The sequence below is a fragment of the Frigoribacterium sp. RIT-PI-h genome (assembly GCF_001297205.1).
Lineage (GTDB): Bacteria > Actinomycetota > Actinomycetes > Actinomycetales > Microbacteriaceae > Frigoribacterium.
This window is the reverse complement of the sequence record NZ_LHOZ01000108.1, coordinates 1-21,065: the sequence shown is the minus strand read 5'-3', so window position 1 is coordinate 21,065 and position 21,065 is coordinate 1. Positions and strand designations below refer to the sequence as shown.

The 21,065-nt window shown below is 72.7% G+C and carries 16 protein-coding genes and 1 pseudogene; 12 read left to right on the top strand and 5 right to left on the bottom strand.

From position 1 onward, the window contains the following. Positions 1–5: 5 nt before the first annotated feature. Both AEQ27_RS14935 and AEQ27_RS14930 read right to left on the bottom strand, forming a co-directional pair. Positions 6–677: a hypothetical protein gene (locus AEQ27_RS14935; RefSeq protein ID WP_235451116.1), complete on the bottom strand. Its 672-nt coding sequence runs from the start codon at positions 675–677 to the stop codon at positions 6–8. 33 nt (positions 678–710) lie between these two features. After that, entirely contained in the window at positions 711–1,718 is a 1,008-nt protein-coding gene (locus tag AEQ27_RS14930; RefSeq protein WP_054147390.1) for a LacI family DNA-binding transcriptional regulator, read from the bottom strand. Positions 1,719–1,865: 147 nt separating this feature from the next. Between AEQ27_RS14930 and AEQ27_RS14925 the strand changes: the two genes are divergently transcribed. The 5 genes from AEQ27_RS14925 (at position 1,866) to AEQ27_RS14905 (ending at position 8,594) form a co-directional block, all read left to right on the top strand. After that, positions 1,866–3,152, top strand: a complete 1,287-nt coding sequence (locus AEQ27_RS14925) for an ABC transporter substrate-binding protein (protein ID WP_054147389.1) — start codon at positions 1,866–1,868, stop codon at positions 3,150–3,152. Positions 3,153–3,162: 10 nt separating this feature from the next. Continuing rightward, a complete protein-coding gene (locus AEQ27_RS14920) occupies positions 3,163–4,197 on the top strand; it encodes a carbohydrate ABC transporter permease (protein WP_054147388.1) in 1,035 nt (344 codons plus the stop codon). Next, entirely contained in the window at positions 4,194–5,099 is a 906-nt protein-coding gene (locus AEQ27_RS14915; RefSeq protein ID WP_054147387.1) for a carbohydrate ABC transporter permease, read from the top strand. Before AEQ27_RS14920 ends, AEQ27_RS14915 begins: the two co-directional genes overlap by 4 nt. 41 nt (positions 5,100–5,140) lie before the next feature. Further along, on the top strand, positions 5,141–7,513 hold the full coding sequence (locus tag AEQ27_RS14910) for a beta-glucosidase (RefSeq protein ID WP_054147396.1): 2,373 nt from the start codon (positions 5,141–5,143) through the stop codon (positions 7,511–7,513). Positions 7,514–7,808: 295 nt separating this feature from the next. After that, a complete protein-coding gene (locus tag AEQ27_RS14905) occupies positions 7,809–8,594 on the top strand; it encodes an SDR family oxidoreductase (protein ID WP_054147386.1) in 786 nt (261 codons plus the stop codon). Positions 8,595–8,776: 182 nt separating this feature from the next. Here the strand turns inward: AEQ27_RS14905 and AEQ27_RS14900 are convergent, their stop codons facing one another. Continuing rightward, the gene (locus AEQ27_RS14900; RefSeq protein ID WP_054147385.1) at positions 8,777–11,068 is read right to left on the bottom strand and encodes an Ig-like domain repeat protein; all 2,292 of its coding nucleotides are present in this window, start codon (positions 11,066–11,068) and stop codon (positions 8,777–8,779) included. 386 nt (positions 11,069–11,454) lie between these two features. Here AEQ27_RS14900 and AEQ27_RS14895 point away from each other — a divergent pair, with 386 nt between their 5' ends. The 4 genes from AEQ27_RS14895 to AEQ27_RS14880 all read left to right on the top strand — a co-directional run bounded on the left by AEQ27_RS14895 (position 11,455) and on the right by AEQ27_RS14880 (position 15,958). Beyond that, complete coding sequence (locus tag AEQ27_RS14895) at positions 11,455–11,997, top strand: PadR family transcriptional regulator (RefSeq protein ID WP_054147384.1); 543 nt, start codon at positions 11,455–11,457, stop codon at positions 11,995–11,997. A 41-nt stretch (positions 11,998–12,038) separates the two neighbouring features. Next, positions 12,039–13,715: an AarF/ABC1/UbiB kinase family protein gene (locus tag AEQ27_RS14890; RefSeq protein ID WP_235451115.1), complete on the top strand. Its 1,677-nt coding sequence runs from the start codon at positions 12,039–12,041 to the stop codon at positions 13,713–13,715. A 183-nt stretch (positions 13,716–13,898) separates the two neighbouring features. Next, complete coding sequence (locus AEQ27_RS14885; protein WP_054147382.1) at positions 13,899–14,504, top strand: hypothetical protein; 606 nt, start codon at positions 13,899–13,901, stop codon at positions 14,502–14,504. Between the two features lie 35 nt (positions 14,505–14,539). Further along, positions 14,540–15,958 (top strand): LamG-like jellyroll fold domain-containing protein, encoded by a 1,419-nt coding sequence (locus AEQ27_RS14880; protein ID WP_054147381.1) that lies wholly within the window; start codon positions 14,540–14,542, stop codon positions 15,956–15,958. 24 nt (positions 15,959–15,982) lie between these two features. Here AEQ27_RS14880 and AEQ27_RS14875 read toward each other — a convergent pair whose 3' ends face one another. Beyond that, positions 15,983–16,495 (bottom strand): MarR family winged helix-turn-helix transcriptional regulator, encoded by a 513-nt coding sequence (locus AEQ27_RS14875; protein ID WP_054147380.1) that lies wholly within the window; start codon positions 16,493–16,495, stop codon positions 15,983–15,985. Between the two features lie 98 nt (positions 16,496–16,593). Next, positions 16,594–17,886 (bottom strand): ice-binding family protein, encoded by a 1,293-nt coding sequence (locus AEQ27_RS14870; RefSeq protein WP_054147379.1) that lies wholly within the window; start codon positions 17,884–17,886, stop codon positions 16,594–16,596. A 378-nt stretch (positions 17,887–18,264) separates the two neighbouring features. Between AEQ27_RS14870 and AEQ27_RS14865 the strand changes: the two genes are divergently transcribed. From AEQ27_RS14865 to AEQ27_RS14855, 3 genes and pseudogenes are all read left to right on the top strand, one after another. Next, positions 18,265–18,948 carry a TetR family transcriptional regulator gene (locus AEQ27_RS14865; RefSeq protein ID WP_054147378.1) on the top strand — a complete coding sequence of 228 codons (684 nt, stop codon included), beginning with the start codon at positions 18,265–18,267 and terminating at the stop codon, positions 18,946–18,948. Positions 18,949–19,132: 184 nt separating this feature from the next. Further along, a complete protein-coding gene (locus AEQ27_RS14860) occupies positions 19,133–20,161 on the top strand; it encodes a hypothetical protein (protein WP_054147377.1) in 1,029 nt (342 codons plus the stop codon). A gap of 99 nt (positions 20,162–20,260) precedes the next feature. After that, positions 20,261–21,065 (top strand): annotated as a pseudogene (locus AEQ27_RS14855) (hypothetical protein); the annotation flags it as partial.

The following is a 21,065-nucleotide window of genomic DNA, read 5'->3' as shown; positions in this document are numbered from 1 at the left end:
GACGATCAGCGTGAGCCCTCGAGGATCAACCTGTCGGCCGCGGCCCGTTCTCGTGGCCCGATGCTGGTCGCGAGGTCGGCGATGAGGGCACCCAACGGCAGCGGGCGCGGTGCCGCATCGTCGTGGACCCTGAGCGTGACGTTCGGTCGGCGGGACCGGACGAGCAGGTACTCGAGGACCACGGCGTCGAGGTCGGCAGCGGACACGTGCGCCTCGAACCTGCCTCCGTCGTTCATGCCCGATCGGTCGTCGCTGCTGCCCCCGGCAGTCAGTCGGGCGTCCGACCGGAGATCCGGCAGGTCGGCTGCAGGAGCCTCGAACCCGAGGGCGGTCGGGTACGCCGTCCGCAGCCAAGGGGCGAGCCTGGCGGACGGCCTCGCCTCGAGGCGGAGCTCGGCGACACGGGCGGTGGTCCGACGGCGCTCACTCGACGAGAGGCCCTGGGCCCAGCCGGGGTCGTCGGAGAGCCGTGCCACGAGGGCATCCGCGGACCGACGCGAGAGCGGGCGACCGGGGAGGTGCCGATGGGGAAGGGCGTCGTCGATCAACCACCGTCCGCCGACCCACCGGGCGTCGAGGAGCCCGGCTGCCGCGGCCGCCTGGGCGCGCCGGATCGAGATGTCGTGCTCCCTCGCGTACTCGGACGCGCTCACCTCGGCCATGGTGACCACAACCATACGTGAACGCGAACCATTGTGGAACCCCGAGTCTCACCGCCGCGGCGGCCCCGTCGTCCCGCGCACCACGAGCCGGGTCGGCAGCTGCACCTCGGGCGCGGCCGGTTCACCGCCCTCGAGCATCGTGAAGAGCATGCCCGCCGCCGCGCTGCCGAGCCGCTGCATGGGCTGCTGCACGGTCGTCAACGGCGGCGATTCGCGTGACGCCTCGGGGATGTCGTCGAACCCGACGATGCTGAGGTCGTCGGGCACGCGCAGGCCGAGGTCGAGGGCGGTGCGCAGCAGGGCGATGGCCGAGAGGTCGTTCGCGGCGAAGACGGCGGTCGGCCGGTCGGCACTGGTCAGCAGCGAGCGGGCCGCCTGGCGCGAAGCCGTCAACTCGAAGTCGCCGTTGCGGGTCAGCCCCGGGTCGCGCGTGATGCCGGCCGCCCGCAGCGCCTGCACGTAGCCCGCCTCGCGCAACGACGCCGACCGCAGGTCGGGGCGCCCGGCCAGGAAGCCGATGCGCCGGTGACCCAGGCCGAGCAGGTGCTCGACGGCGAGCAACGCGCCGCCGCGGCTGTCGGCCTCGACCGACGGCAGGTCGGTACGCCCGGTGTGCGGGTCGACGGCCACCACGGGGATGCTCGCGGCCGTCGTCAGCACGGACGGCGTGACGAGGATCGCCCCGTCGATCAGCGTGCCGCTCAGCCGACTGAGCGAGCGACGCTCCCAGCCGGTGTTCTCGCCGCGGTGCGCCCCGCTGTAGGCCAGCAGGTCGTACTCGGCACCCCGCGACCGCACGGCCGCCCCGACGCCCTTGAGGACCTCCGAGCTGAACGGCTCGAAGTCGGCGACCAGCACGCCGATCACCCCGGTGCGGCGGGCCCGCATGCTGCTGGCCACCAAGCTCGACTCGTAGCCGAGCTCGTCGACCGCCGCCATCACGCGCTCGATCGCCTGGGCCGAGACGCCGTAACGGCCGTTGACCGCCTTCGACACCGTCGCGACCGACACCCCGGCCGCCCGTGCCACGTCGTGGATCGTCACCCGTGCCGTCATCACGTCGGCAGCCTAGCCCGACGGAAATGGTTTTCGAAAACGTTTGACACCGTCCCGGACATTTTTGACACTGAGGCCATGCCGCGCATCGGAGCACGGCACGCTCGGCCGACCACGGCCGCTCAACGAAGAGGAAAAGGTGGAACCATGACCACATCTCGACGGCTCCTGGCCGGGTCTGCGGCCCTGCTGATCGGAGCGGGACTGCTGACCGGCTGCAGCACCGGGGGCGGGGGCGGGTCGGACGACGGCACGCTCACCCTCTGGCAGAACTCGACGACCGGCCCCGGCCAGGACTTCTGGACGGCGACCGCGGCCGACTTCGAGAAGGCCAACCCGGACGTGAAGATCGACGTCCAGACCGTGCAGAACGAGGACTTCGACAGCAAGCTGCAGACGGCCCTCAACTCGGGCGACGCTCCCGACGTGTTCCTCCAGCGCGGTGGCGGCAAGCTGCAGGCGATGGTCTCGGCCGGACAGGTCAAGGACATCACCGACGTCATCTCGGACGACGCGAAGGCCGACATCAGCGAGGGCACCTTCGGGTCGGGTTCGGTCGACGGCAAGGTCTACTCGATGCCCGTCGCCGTCCTGCCCGGTGGCTTCTGGTACAGCCAGGACCTCTTCGACGCGGCCGGCATCACCGAGGCCCCGACGACGATGGACGAGCTCGACCAGGCCGTCACCGCCCTGAAGGGCTCGGGCGTCTCGCCCGTGGCGCTCGGCGGCAAGGACGCCTGGCCCGCCGCGCACTGGTACTTCTTCTTCGCGCTGCGCTCGTGCAGCTCGGACGTGCTCGAGCAGGCCGCGACCGACCGCGACTTCAGCGACGACTGCTGGGTCAAGGCCGCCGAGGACCTCGCCGACTTCCGCGACACCGAGCCCTTCAACGACGGGTTCCTCACGACGGCCGCCCAGCAGGGCGCCGGCAGCTCGGCCGGCCTGATCGCCAACCACCAGGCGGGCATGGAGCTCATGGGTGCCTGGAACCCCGGCGTCATCGCCTCGCTCACGCCCGACCAGCAACCGCTGGCCGACCTCGGCTGGTTCCCCTTCCCCGCCGTCGACGGCGGTGACGGCGAGACCGGCGCCATCATGGGCGGGGTCGACGGGTACTCCTGCTCGGCCGGTGCGCCCGACTCGTGCGTCGACTTCCTGAACTACCTGGCGACCCCCGACGTGCAGACGGCGTACTACAAGGCCTTCAACGCGCCTCCCGTCAACACGGTCGCCCAGGAAGCCGTCACCGAGCCCTACCTGCAGGACGTGCTCAGCGCCTACAACGACGCCCCGTTCGTCTCGCAGTGGCTCGACACCGTCTACGGCCTGAACGTCGGCAACGCGATGAACGTCGCCGTGGTCGACCTGCTCTCGGGCGACGGCACGCCGCAGCAGTTCGTCGACGCCGTCGACGCCGCCGCCAAGAAGGCGTAGAGGTCGGATCGTGAGTCTCCGCGAACCCTCCGTGCGGCCCGCCGCACCCTCGCGGCCTCACGCCACCGCCGGGGGCGAGGCACTCGCCTCGCCCCCGGCGGCCTCCCGGGCCGTGTCCCGGAAGGGGCGTGGCGCCCGCGGCCTCGAGATCGCCCTGCTCGTCGGCCCCGCCCTCGTGGTGTTCCTGGCCTTCGTGGTGTTCCCGATCGTGATGGCCGCCTACTACGGCTTCTTCAGCTGGTCCGGCTTCGGCCCTCCGACCGACTTCGTCGGGTTCCGCAACTACGTCACGATCTTCCAGGACCCGACCTTCCTCGACGCGTTGCGGCACAACGCCACGATCGTCGTGCTCTCGCTCGTGCTGCAGGGCCCGGTCGCCATCGGCCTCGCGTTGCTGCTCAACCGCAAGCTGCGCGGTCAGTCGCTGATCCGCGTGCTGATCTTCGTTCCGTACGTCATCAGCGAGGTCGTCGTCGGCACGGGCTGGAGCCTCATGCTCCAGGGCAGCGGCGCCGTCAACGACCTGCTCACCAAGGTCGGCCTCGGTTCGCTCGCGACCGACTGGCTCGCCGACCCCAGCATCGCCATCTGGACGCTGCTGGTGATCATCACCTGGAAGTACGTCGGCTTCGCCGTCATCCTCTTCCTCGCCGGACTGCAGGGCGTCCCCGAAGAGCTGAGCGAGGCCGCGGCCATCGACGGCGCGAGCTGGTGGCAGATCCAACGCCGCATCACGCTGCCGCTGCTCGGCCCGACCCTGCGCATCTGGGCGTTCCTGTCGATCATCGGCTCGCTGCAGCTGTTCGACCTCGTCTACATCATCTGGGGTCAGTACATCGCGGCGACCGCCGGCACCTCGACCATGGCGACCTACATGGTCGCGAACGGCCGCACCTCGGGCAGCTACGGCTACGGCAACGCCGTCGCGGTCGTGCTGTTCCTCATCTCGCTCGTCGTCGCCCTCGTCTACCAGCGCTTCGTGCTGCGACGCGACACGGCCGGGGCCGTCACGACCTCGGCGACCACCGCAGGAGAAGAACGATGACCGCCTCGACCCTCACCGCGCCTCCTCGGGGCCGCGGGCCTGCCGCCACCGGTGACCGACCGCCGAAGCGCAGGAGGCGCGGCATCGCCGATCCCGGACGCGGCGTCGCGTACGTGGTCGCGGCGGTCGTCATCGTGGCGATGCTCGCGCCCGTCGCGTTCATCGTGATCGGCGGCTTCCGCACCAACGCGCAGATCACGACCGACCCGTCCGGGTTCCCCAGCCCGTGGCAGGTCGGCAACTACCTCGACGTCCTGACCGGCGGCACGTTCTGGCGACAGGTCGGCAACTCGCTGATCTCGGCCGGGGCGACCACGATCGGCACGGTCGCGCTCGGCCTGGCCGCCAGCTACGTGCTGGCCCGGTACCGCTTCGCCGGTCGCGGGGTGCTCTACGCGCTGTTCGCGGCCGGGCTGATGTTCCCGATGACCGTCGCGATCACCCCGTTGTACCTCGTCATCCGCGACCTCGGGCTGACGAACTCGCTGGCCGGCGTCATCCTGCCGCAGATCGCCTTCGCCCTGCCGACGACGATCATCATCCTCGTGCCGTTCCTCCGCGCGATCCCCGACGAGATCGAGGAGGCCGCGTTCATCGACGGCTGCAGCCGCCTCGGGTTCTTCTTCCGCATGGTGGTGCGGCTGTCGCTGCCGGGCGTGATCACCGTGGGCATCCTCGCGTTCATCGGCGCCTGGAACTCGTACCTGCTGCCGCTGTTCATCCTCAACGACCCGTCGACGTTCACCCTGCCGCTCGGCGTCCAGGCGTTCTCGTCGCAGTACTCGGTCGACACGGCCCGGGTGCTCGCCTTCACGGCGTTGTCGATGCTGCCCGCGCTGATCTTCTTCAGCCTCTTCGAACGCCGCATCGTCGGCGGGCTCACCGGGGCGGTCAAGGGATGACCGCCACCGACACCGTCACAGACCAGGAGGCGCGAGCCGAGATGACCGACACCGCTCACCGACCGCAGGCCCTCACGGTCGGCGAACCCCGCGCCTCCGACCGGGTGGCGTCGCTGCTCGCCGAGATGACCCTCGACGAGAAGCTCGGCCAGCTGGTCGGCTGGTGGGTCGACCAGGGAGCCGAGAACGTCGCCCCGATGCAGGGCGAGATGGCGACGTCGGGCGACTACGTCGAGGCGACCCGCCACGGGCTCGGGCACCTGACGAGGGTCTACGGGACCAGGCCGGTGGACCCGGTCGAGCGCGCCTCCTGGTTGTGGCGCGAGCAGCGCCGTCTGCGCGACGAGACCCGGCTGGGCATCCCCGCGCTGGTGCACGAGGAGTGCCTGACCGGACTCGCCGCCTGGCAGGCCGCGACGTTCCCGACGCCGCTCGCCTGGGGTGCGTCGTTCGACCCCGAACTGGTCGAGCGCATGGCCCGGCTGATCGGCGGATCGATGCGCGACCTCGGCGTGCACCAGGGCCTCGCCCCCGTGCTCGACGTCATCCGCGACACCCGGTGGGGCCGGGTCGACGAGTGCATCGCCGAGGACCCCTACGTCGTCGGCACGATCGGCACCGCCTACGTGAAGGGACTGCAGGCGGCCGGCGTTCACGCGACGCTCAAGCACTTCGTGGGCTACTCGACCTCGGCGGCGGGGCGCAACCACGCGCCGGCGCAGGCCGGGCCGCGGTTCGTCGAGGACGTGCTGCTGCCGCCGTTCGAGATGGCCGTGCTCGACGGCGGGGTGCGCTCGGTGATGAACTCGTACGCCGAGATCGACGGGGTGCCGGTCGCCGGGACGCCGTCGTACCTGACCGACGTGCTGCGTCGGCGGTGGGGGTTCGACGGGGTCGTCGTGTCGGACTACTTCTCGGTGGCGTTCCTGCAGGTGATGCACGCGGTGGCGGCCGACCGGGGCGAGGCCGCGGCGCTGGCCCTCGAGGCCGGCATCGACGTCGAGCTGCCCACCGGCGACGCCTACCTCGAGCCGCTCGCCGAGCGCGTGCGGGCCGGGGAGGTCGACGAGGCGCTGGTCGACCGGGCCGTCCTGCGCGTGCTCGCCGAGAAGGAGGAGCTCGGGCTGCTCGACGAGACGTTCGAGACGCCGCCGCCGACCTCGATCGACCTCGACTCGGCCGAGCACCGGGCGGTCGCCCGCCGCCTCGCCGACGAATCGGTCGTCGTGCTGACCAACGACGGGGTGCTGCCGCTGGTGCCGGGCGTCGTCGGTGCGGCCGGTGCCGCTGCCGCTGCAGGTGCCGGCCCGGCCTCGGTCGCGGTGGTCGGCCCGAACGGTGACAGTGCCGAAGCCCTGATGGGCTGCTACTCGTTCGTCAACCACGTGCTGGCGCACCACCCCGGCGTGCCGCTCGGCATCGAGTTGCCGACCGTCGCCGAGTCCCTGCGCACCGAGCTGTCCATGGCCGACGTCGTGGTCGAGGCCGGCTGCGACGTCGAGGGCGACGACCGGACACGGATCGCCGCTGCGGTCGACGCCGCCCGCGGCGCCGAGGTGGCCGTCGTGGTCGTCGGCGACCGGGCCGGCCTCTTCGGGCGGGGCACCGTCGGTGAGGGCAACGACGTCGAGAGCCTCGAGCTGCCCGGGGTGCAGCGCGAGCTCGTCGAGGCCGTCGTCGCCACGGGCACGCCGACCGTCATGGTCGTGCTCTCGGGGCGGCCGTACGCCATCGGCTGGGCGGTGTCGGGTGCGGGGGCACCGGCCGCCGTCGTCCAGGCCTTCTTCCCGGGGGAGGAGGGCGGGGCCGCCGTCGCCGGCGTCCTGACCGGCAGCGTCGAGCCCTCCGGGCACCTGCCCGTGTCGCTGCCGCGGTCGGCCGGGGCGCAGCCGTTCTCGTACCTGCACCCGATCCTCGGCGGACCGTCCGAGGTGACGAGCGCCGACAGCACGCCCGTGCTGCCGTTCGGGCACGGGCTGTCGTACACCTCGTGGCGACGCTCCGACCTGCTCGTCGACTCGGCCGAGGTGCCGGCGGGCGGCTCGTTCGTCGCGTCGGTGACGGTCGCCAACACGGGCGACCGTCCCGGGACCGACCTCGTGCAGCTCTACGCGCACGACGTCGTGGGCTCGGTCACCCGGCCCGTCGCGCAGCTGCTCGGCTACCCGCGCGTCGCGCTCGACCCCGGTCAGGAGGCGCGGGTCGTCTTCCGCGTCCCCACCGCCCGTCTGGCGCTGACCGACCGGCAGCACCGACGGGTCGTCGAGCCCGGTGACGTCGAGCTCTGGGTCGGCGGCTCGTGCGCCGAGCGCGAGACCGAGGCGGCCGTGCGCCTGACGGGCGACACGTACCCGGTGACGATCGCCGACGAGCGCATCGTCGGCGTCGAGATCGAGACGTCCGTCGGGAGCTGACCCGCGCCTCCTCGGGTGGCCGACCCGCGCCTCCTCTGCCCGTGACCCCCGTTCCGTGCGATGAACCACGAACCTTCGTGGTTCATCGCACGGAACGGGGTTCGTCGCGGTGAGGCGGGAGCCGTGGCGGATGGAGGAGCGAGGGGAACGAGACGGGCAGGAGGCGCGGGGCGGCCCCCGCGGTCAGGGGGCAGTAAGGCGACATGTGTAGCCTTACGGCGGTCGCGCACCGCTGCGCGGCCACCGGCCCGGCGCCGCGGCGGGCCCCCCGAACGAGAGAACCGGAGCCCGGCCCCTGGGGCGGTTCACCGACAAGGGCGTCCTCATCACCGGCGGAGGGTCCGGCCTCGGGCGGGCGGCCGCCGGCCGCGTCGCGAGCGAGGGGGCGAAGCTCGCCCTCGTCGACGTGTCCGAGAAGGGCCTCGCCGACTCCCAGGCCGCCGTGCTCGAGGCCGTCCCCGCGGCCGAGGCGCTGACCGTCGTCGCCGGCGTGTCGAGCGAGGGCGACGTCGCCCGCTACGTGTCGGCGACGGTCGACCGCTTCGGCCGCAGCGACGCGTTCTTCAACAACGCGGGCATCGAAGGCAAGCAGAACCTCACCGAGCGCTTCGGTGCCGACGAGTTCGACAAGGTCGTCTCGATCAACCTGCGCGGGGTGTTCCTCGGTCTCGAGAAGGTGCTCGGCGTCATGCGCTCGCAGGGCGACGGCGGTGCGGTGGTCAACACCGCGAGCGTCGGCGGCATCCGCGGGGTCGGGAACCAGTCGGGCTACGCCGCGGCCAAGCACGGCGTCGTCGGCCTGACCCGGAACTCGGCCGTCGAGTACGGCGAGTTCGGCATCCGCGTCAACGCGATCGCCCCCGGCGCCATCTGGACGCCCATGGTCGAGGCCTCCATGCGACAGATCGACGCCGAGAACCCCGAGAAGGCCGCCGAGCAGTTCATCCAGATCAACCCGACCAAGCGCTACGGCAAGGCCGACGAGATCGCCTCGGTCGTGGCGTTCCTGCTGTCGGACGACGCCACCTACGTCAATGCGGCGGTCGTGCCGATCGACGGCGGGCAGTCCGCGAAGTACTGATCCGTACCCGGCCGGCCGGCCCGCGCCTCCTCGGGGCGCCGCCTCGTGCCTCTCCTGCTCTCGAACCCCGTTCCGTGCGATGAACCCACCTTCTTCGTGGTTCATGGCACGGAACGGGGTTCGTCGCGGAACGGCAGGTCGAGCCGGCCGTGCGGGAGGGTCGGCGCGGGGTGCGGCCCGCGTCAGCGGACGGTGACCTGCACCGGCTTCGAGACGCTGGTCGAGACCGTGCTCGCCCCGGCGTACGAGGCCGACAGCGAGTAGGTGCCCGCCTGCGCGAACTTCGCGACCGCGACGGTCACCCGCCCCGAACCCGTGGCCGACAACGTCGCCGTGCCGACGACCTTGCCGCCGGCGGTCACGGTGACGGTGCCGGTCGGGTTCGGGACGCCCGCGGCCGAGACCGTGACGGTGACGCTCGAGGCGGTGTTCTTCTTGACGGCGGTCGACCCGGGCACGAGGGCGCTGGTCGACGTCGCCTTCGTGACGGTCATGCTGGCCGTGCCGCTCGTCGACGACGTCAGCGAGGCGTCGGCCGGCGTGAAGGTCGCGACGAGGCGGTGGGTTCCCACGGTCGTCGTCGAGGGCAGCGCGTAGCTCGCCTTGCCGCCCGAGACGGCGACCTGTGCCACGCGGGGGCCGTCGAGCGCCACCGAGACCGTGCCGGTCGGCACGACCCCGCCGACGCCGGTGACGGTGACCGTCACCGTCACGGGGGTCGAGCCGTAGGCCTGGGTGCTGCGGTTCAGTGTCAGCGAGGCCGTCGTCGCCGCTTTGTCGACCGTGACCGGGACGACCGTCGAGTCCGACGCGGCCTGGGCGGCCGAGTCGGGGACGAAGGAGGCGCGCAGCGAGTGGGCACCCGCGGCCGTCGTCCCCGGCAGGGTCACCGCGGCGCGTCCGCCGGCCCCGACCCGTACGGAGCCGACGACGGTGGTGCCGTCCCGCAGCGTGACCGTGCCGACCGGGGCGGACCCGTCGGCCGTGGTGACCTGCGTGGTGGCCGTGATGCGCGTGGTGGAGCCGTAGGTCTGGCGGGTCCGGTCGACCGTCAGCGCGCCCGTGGTCGTCGTGGCGGGGGCCTTCTTGGCGGCCCCGGCGAGCGTGACGTCGAGCACCGCGCCTCCCGACGGGGTCATGGAGCGGACCGACACGGTGAAGCCGGCGTTCGCACTCGTGAACGACTCGCCCGCGTCGAGGTGGGTGTCGCGACGGCTGGGGTCGCGCTTCGCGTCGAGACCGACGGCCAGGGCGACGGTCGACACCGTGCTGCCCGAGAGGGTGAGCGGTCGGAGCACGCGGACGCTGCCGGTCGCCTTGTCGCTGGTGAGAGCGCACCGGGTGAAGCCCGACGCGACGAGCGCGCAGGACGCCGCCCGGCCGCCGAACTCGGCGCTGGTCGCGTCCGTACCGGTGGCGGTGCGGTACTCGACGTAGTAGTCCTGCCCGCTGAGCGGATCGACGACCTTGAGGGCGCGGCCCTTGGCGGTGCCGTCGAGCGAGGTGACGGTGATCTGCCGGGTGGTGCCGGCCCCGCTGAGCGTGGTGACGTCGGTCAGGAAGCCGGCGCGGACGCGCTGCACGGACGACAGGTGGGGTCGGGCCGACGAGACCGAGTAGCCCATGATGTCGAGGAAGTCGCCGTACTCGAGCACGGGGCAGGCGGCGGGGGTGTCGGTCGACGTGGCGTAGCGGTAGTCGCTGGCGGCCCCGTCGAACGAGGTCGTGCTGCGGCACATTCCGGCGCCGGCGTGGCCGAAGCCGAGGTTGTGGCCGAACTCGTGGAGCAGGACCGGCACGCCGAGCGCGGTGCCCGCGCCGTACGAGCTGAAGACCTCGCCGCCGTCGCCGCCGACCGTGCCGAAGGCCGTCGCCGTCGTGCCGCAGGTCTCGCGGCTGAGGACGATCAGGTGCTCGTTGGTCCCGGCCCAGGCGTACTTCGCGAACCGACCCCCGAAGGCCGAGGTGTGGACCGTGTTGAGGACGGTGGCGGGGACGCACGAGGCCTGGTCGAGCGGACGGGTCTCGATGCCGGCGAGCGTCACGTTCACGGTGTGGCCCGACTCCTCCCACCAGTAGTCGTGCAGCTGCGTGACGGCGGTGCGGACCGAGGCGTCGTCGGGCGGCGTGGCGGAGTCGTCCGAGGGGGCCGCGGTCACCGGGGCGATGCCGACGGAGACCGGGGGGGTCGTCACCCCGGCCGCCGGCGACACGGCGTCGTCGGTCTGTGCCTTGAGGAGGGGCGCGGCGGGCACCTTCACCATGTCGCGGGACAGGTCGGCCGCGACGCCCGCGGTGACCGTCGAGGCGGCGGACGTCGACGCGGAGGTCGAGGCCGCGGCCGTCGTGACCGGGACCGTGCCGGCCGAGACGGACGAGGGGGCGGCTTGGGCCGGTGCGGACACCAGGGCGGTGAGCACGAGGGCCGCGGCGGCGGCGGTGGCCGCGAGACGGCCGGTCGGGAACGAGGGCATGCAGGACTCCAAGAGGTCTCGGAGGCGCGAGTCGTCACCGAGGATGTGCTGCTCCGGCGGACGTCGGGGAACGCCGGAGGTCCTGCCGCCTCGGCGGACGTCGGGGAACGCCGAGGCAGCAGGGCTCGCCGGCGGACGTCGGGGAACGCCGGAGAGGTGACGGCAGCGAGCCGTCGGTGGGGGTTCATACCCACGAATGGAACTCAACCACCCCCGTCCGCCGGCGCGGACCCCCCGTACGAGTGGGCGGGCACCCCCAGAACAGGACCGTTCGGGACTTCCGTGGCCGCGCCTCCTGCCTGGGCGTCAGCCCTGACGAACCGGGGGTTCGGGTATATCGTCCGGGTATCGTTCGACCCCGTTCCACCCTCGAGAAGGAGAACACCATGAGCAGCACGTCAGCACCCGGCACCTTCGGATTCGGCACCGGCCTCGACGGCATGTGGCAGGCCATGGAGCAGCTCCGCTCGACATTCGACCGCCGCGAGGGCACCCGCGCCCCGCGGGGCGAGGTGCGTGCCGCGATCCTCGCGCTGCTGGCCGAACGCCCGATGCACGGCTACCAGATCATCCGCGAGATCGACGAGCGCAGCGGCGGCGACTGGAAGCCCAGCGCCGGGTCCGTCTACCCGACCCTGCAGCTGCTCTCCGACGAGGGGCTCGTCGCCGCGGAGGAGACCGACGGTCGCAAGGTCTATTCGCTGACCGACGCCGGCCGCGCCGCCGCCGGGGTCGACCCGTCGGCACCGTGGGAGCCCGAGCGCTCTGCCACCGGCGACCGCTTCCGCGCCCTGCCGAAGGCCGGCGTCGAGCTGGCCCGCGCCACGGCGCAGGTCGGCCGGACGGGCTCGCCCGAGCAGGTCGACGAGGCGGTGGCGGTGCTCGACGAGGCCCGTCGTCGCATCTACTCGATCCTCGCCCGAGACTGACGAGGGTGGCGTCGACCGACCCCTCCGCGTCCAGTCCTCCGGTGCGTGACCGGGCCGGTCGCGCGCGCTACCGCCGCATCCTGCGGTTCGCCTCGCGGCATCTCGCCGTCACCTGGTGGTTCGAACTCGTCCTGCCCCGCTTCGGTCTGCGGCGTCTGGCCGAGCGGACCCGGGCCCGCCGCATGCGGCGCTTCGCCCGGGGATTCCACGTGCCCGCGCTCGCCCTCGGCGGCCTGATGATCAAGGTCGGCCAGTACCTGTCGTCACGCCTCGACGTGCTGCCGCCCGAGATCACGAAAGAACTCGAGGGGCTGCAGGACGAGGTCACACCCGTCCCTTTCGCGGGCCCCCGCGCCCAGGCCGGGGCGGGGCTCCGCCGACCCCTCGGGCAGGTCTTCGCGACGGTGGCCGAGTCCCCCATCGCCGCCGCGCCGCTCGGCCAGGCGCCCCGCGCGGCGCTCGGGCCCGCCGACGCCGCCGACACGGGCCTCACCGCCGTCGTGCTCAAGGTGCAGCGGCCCGGCATCGACGCCGTGGTCGACGTCGACCTGGCGGCACTCCGTCGCGTCGGCGGCTGGCTCAGCCACGTCCGACTGGTGTCGGACCGGGTCGACGCCCCCGCCCTCGTCGAGGAGTTCGCGCGCACCAGCCTCGAGGAGATCGACTACCTCAACGAAGCCGCCAACTCGGCCCGGTTCGCCGCCGACTTCGCCGACGACGACCGCGTGAGCGTGCCCGACGTCGTGTGGGAGCGCACCACGCGTCGCGTCCTCGTGCTGGACGACGTCTCGGCGATCAAGATCACGGACGTCGACGCGCTCGCCGCGGCCGGCATCGACCCGGCCGAGGTCGCGCCCGTCTTCGCCGAGGTGATGTTCGACCAGCTCTTCACCCGCGGGTTCTTCCACGCCGACCCGCATCCCGGCAACATCTTCGTGACCCCCGTGCCCGACGCGGTCGACGGACAGCGACCGTGGAAGCTCACCTTCATCGACTTCGGCATGATGGGCGAGGTGCCGACGGGCACCCGGACGGGCTTGCGCAAGCTGCTGATCGCGGCGGCCTCCCGCGACGGCTCCGGCATGGTCGACGCCATGCGCGACCTCGGCGTCCTGCTGCCGAGCGCCGACACGCTCGGACTGGAGCGGGCCGTGACCGCCACCTTCGCCCGGTTCGGCGGCATGGGGTTCGCCGAGCTGCGTCAGGTCGACCCGCGCGAGTACCGCGAGTTCGCCGGTCAGTTCGGCGACCTCATCCGCTCGTTGCCGTTCCAGCTGCCCGAGGACTTCCTGCTCGTCCTGCGGGCGATGACGCTGACCTCGGGTGTGGCCAGCGCCCTCGACCCCGCCTTCAACCTGTGGGACTCGGTCGAGCCGTACGCGGCCCAGCTGATCCGCGACGAACGGGGCAACGCGGTGCAGGACGTCACGCGCCGCACCCTCGACGCCGCGACGGTGGCCGTGCGCCTGCCCGGCCGACTCGACCACCTCGTCACGCGCCTCGAGGACGGCACGCTCGAGGTGGGCAGTCCCCGGATCGAGCGCCAGCTGACTCGCATCGAGCGGACCGCCCGGCGCGTGGTCTCGGCCGTGCTCTTCGCAGGCCTGCTCGTCGCGGGTGCGGTCCTGCGCAGCGGGGACGACGTGGTCGGCACGGTGCTGATGGTCACCTCGGCGGTCCCGCTGCTGCACGCGCTCCTCGCGGGTCGCGGCCGCTGAGCCAGGGTCGGGACGATCCGGCGGGGTACGTGGCGATCCCCCTCACTGGGGACACGACGCCCCTTACCGAGATGACGATCCGTCGGTACCGTCGCCCCATCGGCACCGTGCCGAGACGACCGAGCCCCCTCCCGACAGGCACCACGGGGGCCTCGGCGACCCCCACCCGAAGGACTCCCCGACATGTCCCGATCGATCAGCCGCGCCCGCTGGACGCGCCGTGCCCGCTGGGCCGCCGTGCCCGTCGCCGTCATCGCCTCCGGCGCCATCATCTCGACGGCGTCGTACTCGGCCTTCTCGGCCACCACCTCGAACCCCACGAGCAACTGGTCGACCGGCTCCGTGCAGCTCACGGACGACGACTCCGACGTCGCCCTGTTCTCGGCCTCGAACCTGATGCCCGGCGACTCCGGGACGAGGTGCATCACGGTCACGTCGACGGGCAGCCTGCCCTCGGCCGTCCGGCTCTACGGCACCGCGGCGACCACGACCAACTCGTTGTCGTCGTACCTCGACCTGACGATCCGACAGGGGTCGGGTGCCTCGAACGCTTCGTGTGACGGCTTCACCCCGGCGAGCCAGGGTGCCCAGGTCTTCTCGGGCACGCTGGCCGACTTCGCGAGCCAGCGGACCGGCTACGCGAACGGCGCCCCCACGTGGTCACCGGCCGGGACGGCGACCGAGTCCCGCTCGTTCGAGTTCTCGTACACGCTCGGGCAGGCGACCCCGAACACCGGTCAGGACTCACGTGCGGCGATCGCCTTCACCTGGGAGGCCCAGACCCGCTAGCGCGGGAGTCGACGCCCGAACCGGAACACGCCCTCATGACGACCGTCGCGACCCCCGCCGCCGACATCACCCCGCAGGTCCGCTCCGACCTGTCGTTCTGGGGTGCCCTGTGCCTGGCGACGATCGCGCGGGTCGTCCTGACGATGGCCGTGTGCCTCCTGCTCTGGGCGGCCGTCCCGGCCCTCTGGGGCTGGTCGCCCACGACCGTCGTCTCGGGGTCGATGGCGCCCGCGATCACCCCCGGGGACGTCGTGGTGGCGATGCCCGTCGACACCGCCGACCTCGACGCGGGGCAGGTGCTGCTCGTCGGCGCCCCGGGCCGGGCCGGGGAGCAGCGGTTGCACCGACTGGTCGACACGACCGACGACGGCTCGCTCCGGCTGAAGGGCGACGCCAACGCCGCGGTCGACTCCGGCCTCGTGTCGGCCGACGCGGTGCACGGCGTCGGCGTCCTGCTCGTGCCGTCCGTCGGGGCTCCGATGCTCTGGCACGGCGGTGATCGCGTCGCGGGCGTCCTCGTGGTGTCGCTCGCCGTGCTGCTGCTGCTCGCGGCGACACGGCTCGAACCGGCGGGCGAGGGCGTCGTCGATCCGCTCGCCCTCTCCCGCCACCGCGCACCGACGCCCCCGACGGGTCGGTCCCGCGCGGCCCGCGTCTCGGGCGTCGTGCTCACCGTGGTCGCCGGGGTGGCCGTGCTGTTCCTCGTCGTCGGCTCGAGCCACGCCGCGTTCTCGGCCACGACGTCGACGTCGAGCACCCTCGCCACGTCCCGGTTCACCTGCCTCGACCGTCCGGTGGCGGCGCAGGCGCGGTTCGCCTACCAGTTCAACGACGGCGTCGGCACGACCGCGCGCGACAGCGGCGGCAACGGGCGGTCGGGGACCCTCACCTCCGGGGCCACGATCGCCGGCGGCACGTGCGCCCCCGGTGACGGCCCCTTCCTGCGGCTCGACGGCGTCAGCGGGCAGGTCACGACGGGGCAGAACATCGACGGGCCGCAGATCTTCACCGTCGAGACCTGGTTCCGCACGACCACGACGACGGGCGGCAAGCTGATCGGCTTCGGGAACAGCCAGGCGGGATCGTCGGGTCAGTACGACCGCCATCTCTACCTGACCGACCGGGGCACGCTGATCTTCGGCGTCTACAGCGCCGGGTACTTCAGCGTGCAGAGCCCGGCGGCGTACAACGACGGTGCGTGGCACCTGGCGACGGCGACCTTGAGCCCGTCGGGCATGGCTCTCTACGTCGACGGCACGCTGGTCGGCTCGTCGACCCAGGCGGCCGCCGAGAACGCCCGGGGGTACTGGCGGATCGGATACGACGCGGTGAGCATCTCGTGGCCGTCGTCCCCGACGAGCAAGTACTACCGCGGTGACCTCGACGACACGACGGTCCTGGACGTGGCCTCGACGGCGGCCGAGGTGAGCGCGAGGTACGCAGCCGGTCGGTGAGACCCCCGACCGGGTCGAGCTGTCTCAGGCAGGAGGCGCGGGTCGGTCGGTGGAGGCGCCATCGGTGTACCCGTCGGTCACGCCCGAGAGCAGGGAGACGACGCGTCGCGACTCCCGGTCGGACAGGCCGAGGACGCCCTCGAGGGCGCCGAGTCGGCCCCCTCCGGCCGCCCGGGCGACCGCGTTGTGCACGGCCTCGGTCAGCTGCAGGTGCTGCCCTCGACCGTCCCGGGGGTTCGTCCGCCGGACGACGTAGCCGCGGGTCACGAGGCGGGCGACGATGATCGACGCGGCCCCGCTGGTCATGCCGAGATGAGCCGCAACGTCCATCGGCCGGGCCGACATGTGGCGGGTCTCGAGCCGGGCGAGGAACTGCACGGTCGTCAGCTCACTGGCCCCGATGCCCAACTTGGACCGCAGTCGGGCCCGGAAGAGGGCCTCGGCATCTTGCAGGGCGTAGATCGCGTCGACGACACGGCCCGAGTTGGAGTCGGGATCGTGGACGTAGTCGACGGGGATCGGCGGGGGTTGGCTCATCAGGACCTCTCATGTGGTCCGCGAGCATCCGTCCGGTGACAGAGAACATCCGCAGGGGACCCATCGAAGCACATCGACGGGGCCCCTGGGGATGTCGGTCAGGAACGGTTCAGGCGACGGCGACGGATCGCCGTGGTGACGACGAGCGTGGCGCCGAGCAGCAGGGCCAGGCCGGCACCGATCGCGGGCAGCGTGGCGTCCGAACCCGTGTAGGCCAGGTCACCGCGGGGGCCGTTGCCGTTCCGGTCGGACACGGGGACCACCGGGGTCGGCGGGATGGTCGTGCCGGGCGGGGTGGTCGTGCCGGGGGGAGTCACGGTGCCGGGAGGGGTGCCGCCCTCACCCGGGGTCGGGGTGACGACGTCGGCCGGGGTGACCGTGATCGTGTAGTCCGCGGTGTCGGGGGGTGTGGTGCCGTTGTCGGCCGTGATGGTGACGGTGGTGTCACCCGGCGTGGTCGGGGTGCCCGAGATCTCGCCCGTGGTGCCGTTCAACGTGAGGCCGGCGGGCAGGGTGCCGGTGGTGACGGTGAACTCCGGTGCCGGGGTGCCGGTCGCGGTGACGGTGAACGAGTACGGGGTGCCTTCGGTCGCGGTCGTCGGGTTGCCCGAGGTGATGGTGGGTGCGACGGTCTCGGACGGGGTGCCGGTCGTGGGGCAGGCCGCGGGGACGGTGATCGTGTTCGTGTCGAGGGTCACGGCGCCGGTGCGGGCGAGGAGGCGTCCGATGACGGTGGCACCCGTGGTGGCGGTGATGGATTCCTGGGCGAGGACGGTCCCGCGGAAGTCCGCGGCAGTGCCGAGGGTGGCCGAGCTGCCGACCTGCCAGAAGACGTTGCAGGCGCTCGCGCCGCCCGAGAAGGTCATGGTGGTGTTCGAGCCGATGGTCAGCGTGCTGGCGGCCTGGATGACCCACACCGACTCGGCGCTGCCGGCGAACGCGAGGGCGCCGTTGTCGGTGACCTGCACCGCGCCTCCGGAGTAGACGCCCGGGGTCAGTGACCGGCCGGCGAGGTCGATGACGTTGCTCTCTTGCGGGGTGAGGCTCGCCGCGACGTCGTAGGCGGTGGTGAGGTCCTGCTGGGCGAGCTGGGCGGGTTCGTCGTTCACGTGCTGCACGCCGCCGACGATCACGCCGGGGCCGCCGGCGTCGAAGCCGACGACCGAGGTGCCCGGGCTGAGGCCGACGTCGCCGTTCACGACGGTGGTCCCGGTGTTCGTGACGGTCGACCCGGCGAGCACACCGTAGGTCGAGGCCGAGCCGAGGTCGACGGGGCCGTCGATCACGGTCGCGGCACTGGCGGGCAGGGCCGAGGCCACCGTGAGCGCTGCGGCGACGCCGAGGACGAGCCCCGAGCGGGCGAGGAGGGAGGTGGACGTCGATCGGGGCATGGAGCGCCACCTGACTGGAAAGAAGAGGAGGCACCTGGACACACGCGTCGGTACGTGCGAGCGTTCCCCGTTACCTGATGTATACGCGGAACAACCTGATAACACAATCTTTAAAGCAGTCCCTGACAATCTGCCCGGCGTCGTGCGGATCGGGGCACGCCTGGCGTACTAATTGGACACGCCACACCGGCCCTCTTCGGGTGAGGACCGGCCACGACCCATCGGGTGTCGTGCGGCGAGGAGGGCGGCGGCGTTCGGGTACGCGCCCCTTCCGGCCCCGTCGGTCGCGTCGCCTCGGTGACGCGGCCGGCGCCGCGGTGCCGATGTGCCCCGGACTGGGCGCCGACCGGTGCCCGTCACGGTCCGTAACGCCGATCCGTGATCCACCAGCCCCACCCCGAGCCGGCGGACGCCCCGGCAGCCACCACCGCCCCGGCCATCCCGTTCGGAGCGCCCTCCGTCGCCGTCGAGCGGCGCATCGCCATCGTCGAGGCGGCCATGCGCGTCTTCACCGAGCACGCCTTCCACGAGGCGTCGTTCGCGCTGGTCGCCCAGGCCGCCGGCCTGCCCGTGAAGGTCGTGACCGACGAGTTCACCCACTGGAACGGGCTCGTGCTCGCCACGGTCGACCTCTGGGTCGGCCGCCGCACCCGTCCCCTTCTGCCCCTCGCCCGGACCCACGGCACCATCGCCTTGCTGCGGGCCATCGTCAAGGCCAACGCTGCCGAGCCCGCGCTCATGCGCCTGCTGAGTGCCACGGTCACCGTCGCGGCCACTCCCGGCCACCCGCTCGCGAGGCCCCTGTACGAGCAGTGGTTGCAGTTCTACCGGCTGATCCACTCCTCCCTCGCACAGGACGTCGAACTCGGGCGCGAGCCCGAGACGATGCAACCGGCCCGGGGCGCCGAGCAACTCGTCGCCTTGTACGAGGGGCTGCAGCTCCAGTCGATGGTCCGCCGCGAGATGGACGTGCTCGAGTCGTTCGACCGCGCCGTCACCCGTCTGCGCGCCGGGTGGGGCTCCGCCTACATGCCGCCGGCCTGGGACCTCGAGCTGGTGTGACGCCTGCCCTCGCCTGAAGGAAATCCGGGTGAACGGGGTACATCTGAGGCGTCCTCATGGACAACCCCGGTCGGTCGGCGTAGAAACGACGACACATCGCGTCCTACCAGCGTGATGAGGGGCGAACGCCCCGGTGTCGGGGATCAACCACCCCGACGTGAGACGCGACCGAAGAAGGTGCGCCGTGGATCAGACGGCCGAGACGACGACGAGGCGACCCTCTCCGCTCCGTCTCGTGCGCCTCCTCGGCTTCTCCGGTCTCGCCGCGATCGGCATGGTCGGTCTCGGACTCGTCTTCTCGTCGACGTCGGCCTCGGCCGACGAAGCCCCTTCGTCGCTCCTCGGCGGTGTCACCTCGGCCGTCGGCCAGGTCGCGGGCTCGCTCGACGCCCCCGTGGCCGCCGTCGGTCAGACCGCAGGAGGCGCGGTGTCGCAGGTCACGGACGTCGCCGTCCAGGCCACGGCCGTCGCCCCGCCGGTGCAGCACGTCGTCCAGACCGCCGCCCCCGTGGTGCCGCAGACCGTCCAGCACGTCACGGCCGTCGCGCCCGTCTCGTCCGTCGTGGCTCCCGTCGCGCAGACCGTCGACCAGGTCGTCGCGGCCGTCCCCGTGGTGTCCGCCGTCACCGGCCCGGCACCCGTCTCGACCGTGACCGACCCGGTGACCGGCGTCGTCGACGGTGGCCTCGCCGCCGTCGGCGACTCGGCGGCGGCCCCTGCCGCGCCGATCGCCCCGCCGGTCGTGCCCGAGGGCGTCACGCCCCGGCCCGGCCTCACGCTTCCCGCGAGCGACGCGCTCGGCGGTGCGGCCGCAGACGTCGACGGCCTCGGAGCCGACGTCGTCACGGCTGCCTCCGTCGCCGACGCGGCGACCGAGGCGACCGACGCGACCGACGCGGTCACCAGCCTGCGGGCGCAGATCGCCGCCGGTCCGGCCTCGGCCACCGACGCGACCAGCGTGCCCCTCGCGCCCATCCCCGGCCCCACGCCGCGCCCCGCCGGTGACGACCACGGCACGCCCGCCCTGCCGTCGAGCACCGGCGGTGGCGCGAACGGTCAGGCCTCGGGTGGGGGAGCGGCCGGCGGTGCCGTCGCGCTCGACGCGACCCGCGCCTCCCAGCTTCCCGGACTCGCCGTCTCGGCGGGGTCCGCGGACGGCGACGACGACCTCCCGTCGACGCCTGCCTACGACACCGACTCTTCCCCCGACTGAGGCCGGTCGCGTCGCCCCTGCAGCATCCCGGCTGCCGGCGACATCAGCGACCCCGCCGCGACCACGCGGCACCACACACCTCATCTCTTGGAGAAGACCATGAACACGTACGTCTCGAGAGGGCTCATGGGAGCGCTCTTCGTCGGGGGCATCTGGGCCCTCGGAACGACCGCCGCGAACGCGGCGACCACCACCGGTGACGACGGGCTGCTCTCGGGCACCCAGGTCGGCGCCGTCGTCGAGGCCCCGGTCTCGGCCCTCGGCACCGCCGTCAGCGTCCTCGGCGACTCGAGCAGCACGGCCGCGGCTCCTGCCGCCCCGGCTGCTGCTCCCGCCGTGCCGGCTGCGGCACCTGCTGCACCTGCCGCACCTGCCGCGCCGGTCACGACGACGAGCGGTGACTCGGGAGTGCTCTCGGGCACCCAGGGCATCGTCTCGGTCGACGTGCCCGTCGCCGTCGGTGGCAACGCCGTCTCGGTGCTGGGCGACTCGGCCACCGCGGCTCCCGTCGCGGCCCCGGCCCCGGCAGCACCGGTCGCTCCCGCGGCGCCCGCACCGTCCACCACGTCGGGCGACGACTCGATCGGCTCGGGCACCCAGGGCCTGGTCGACGTGACCCTGCCGGTCGCGGTCGGCGGCAACGCCATCTCGGTGCTGGGCGACTCGGCCAGCACGGGCACCTCGACCGAGGCCCCCGCAGGAGGCGCGGCTGACGCCGTTCCCGCCGGCTCGGCCACCGGCACCACGAGTGGTGACGACGGCATCCTCGGCGGCACCCAGGTCGTGCCGTCGGTGGGGCTGCCCGTGACCGTGGGCGGCAACGCGATCTCGGTGGTCGGCGACTCGGCCAGCTCCGGCACCACGACCGGCACCGGAACCACCGGCACCACCGGAACGACCGGCG

Coding starts and splice junctions, on each gene's coding strand:
- AEQ27_RS14885 (WP_054147382.1), top strand. CDS start 13,899: ATGTCCCGATCGATCAGCCGCGCCCGCTGGACGCGCCGTGCCCGCTGG.
- AEQ27_RS14925 (WP_054147389.1), top strand. CDS start 1,866: ATGACCACATCTCGACGGCTCCTGGCCGGGTCTGCGGCCCTGCTGATC.
- AEQ27_RS14935 (WP_235451116.1), bottom strand. CDS start 677: ATGGTTGTGGTCACCATGGCCGAGGTGAGCGCGTCCGAGTACGCGAGG.
- AEQ27_RS14900 (WP_054147385.1), bottom strand. CDS start 11,068: ATGCCCTCGTTCCCGACCGGCCGTCTCGCGGCCACCGCCGCCGCCGCG.
- AEQ27_RS14895 (WP_054147384.1), top strand. CDS start 11,455: ATGAGCAGCACGTCAGCACCCGGCACCTTCGGATTCGGCACCGGCCTC.
- AEQ27_RS14875 (WP_054147380.1), bottom strand. CDS start 16,495: ATGAGCCAACCCCCGCCGATCCCCGTCGACTACGTCCACGATCCCGAC.
- AEQ27_RS14930 (WP_054147390.1), bottom strand. CDS start 1,718: ATGACGGCACGGGTGACGATCCACGACGTGGCACGGGCGGCCGGGGTG.
- AEQ27_RS14915 (WP_054147387.1), top strand. CDS start 4,194: ATGACCGCCTCGACCCTCACCGCGCCTCCTCGGGGCCGCGGGCCTGCC.
- AEQ27_RS14880 (WP_054147381.1), top strand. CDS start 14,540: ATGACGACCGTCGCGACCCCCGCCGCCGACATCACCCCGCAGGTCCGC.
- AEQ27_RS14910 (WP_054147396.1), top strand. CDS start 5,141: ATGACCGACACCGCTCACCGACCGCAGGCCCTCACGGTCGGCGAACCC.
- AEQ27_RS14870 (WP_054147379.1), bottom strand. CDS start 17,886: ATGCCCCGATCGACGTCCACCTCCCTCCTCGCCCGCTCGGGGCTCGTC.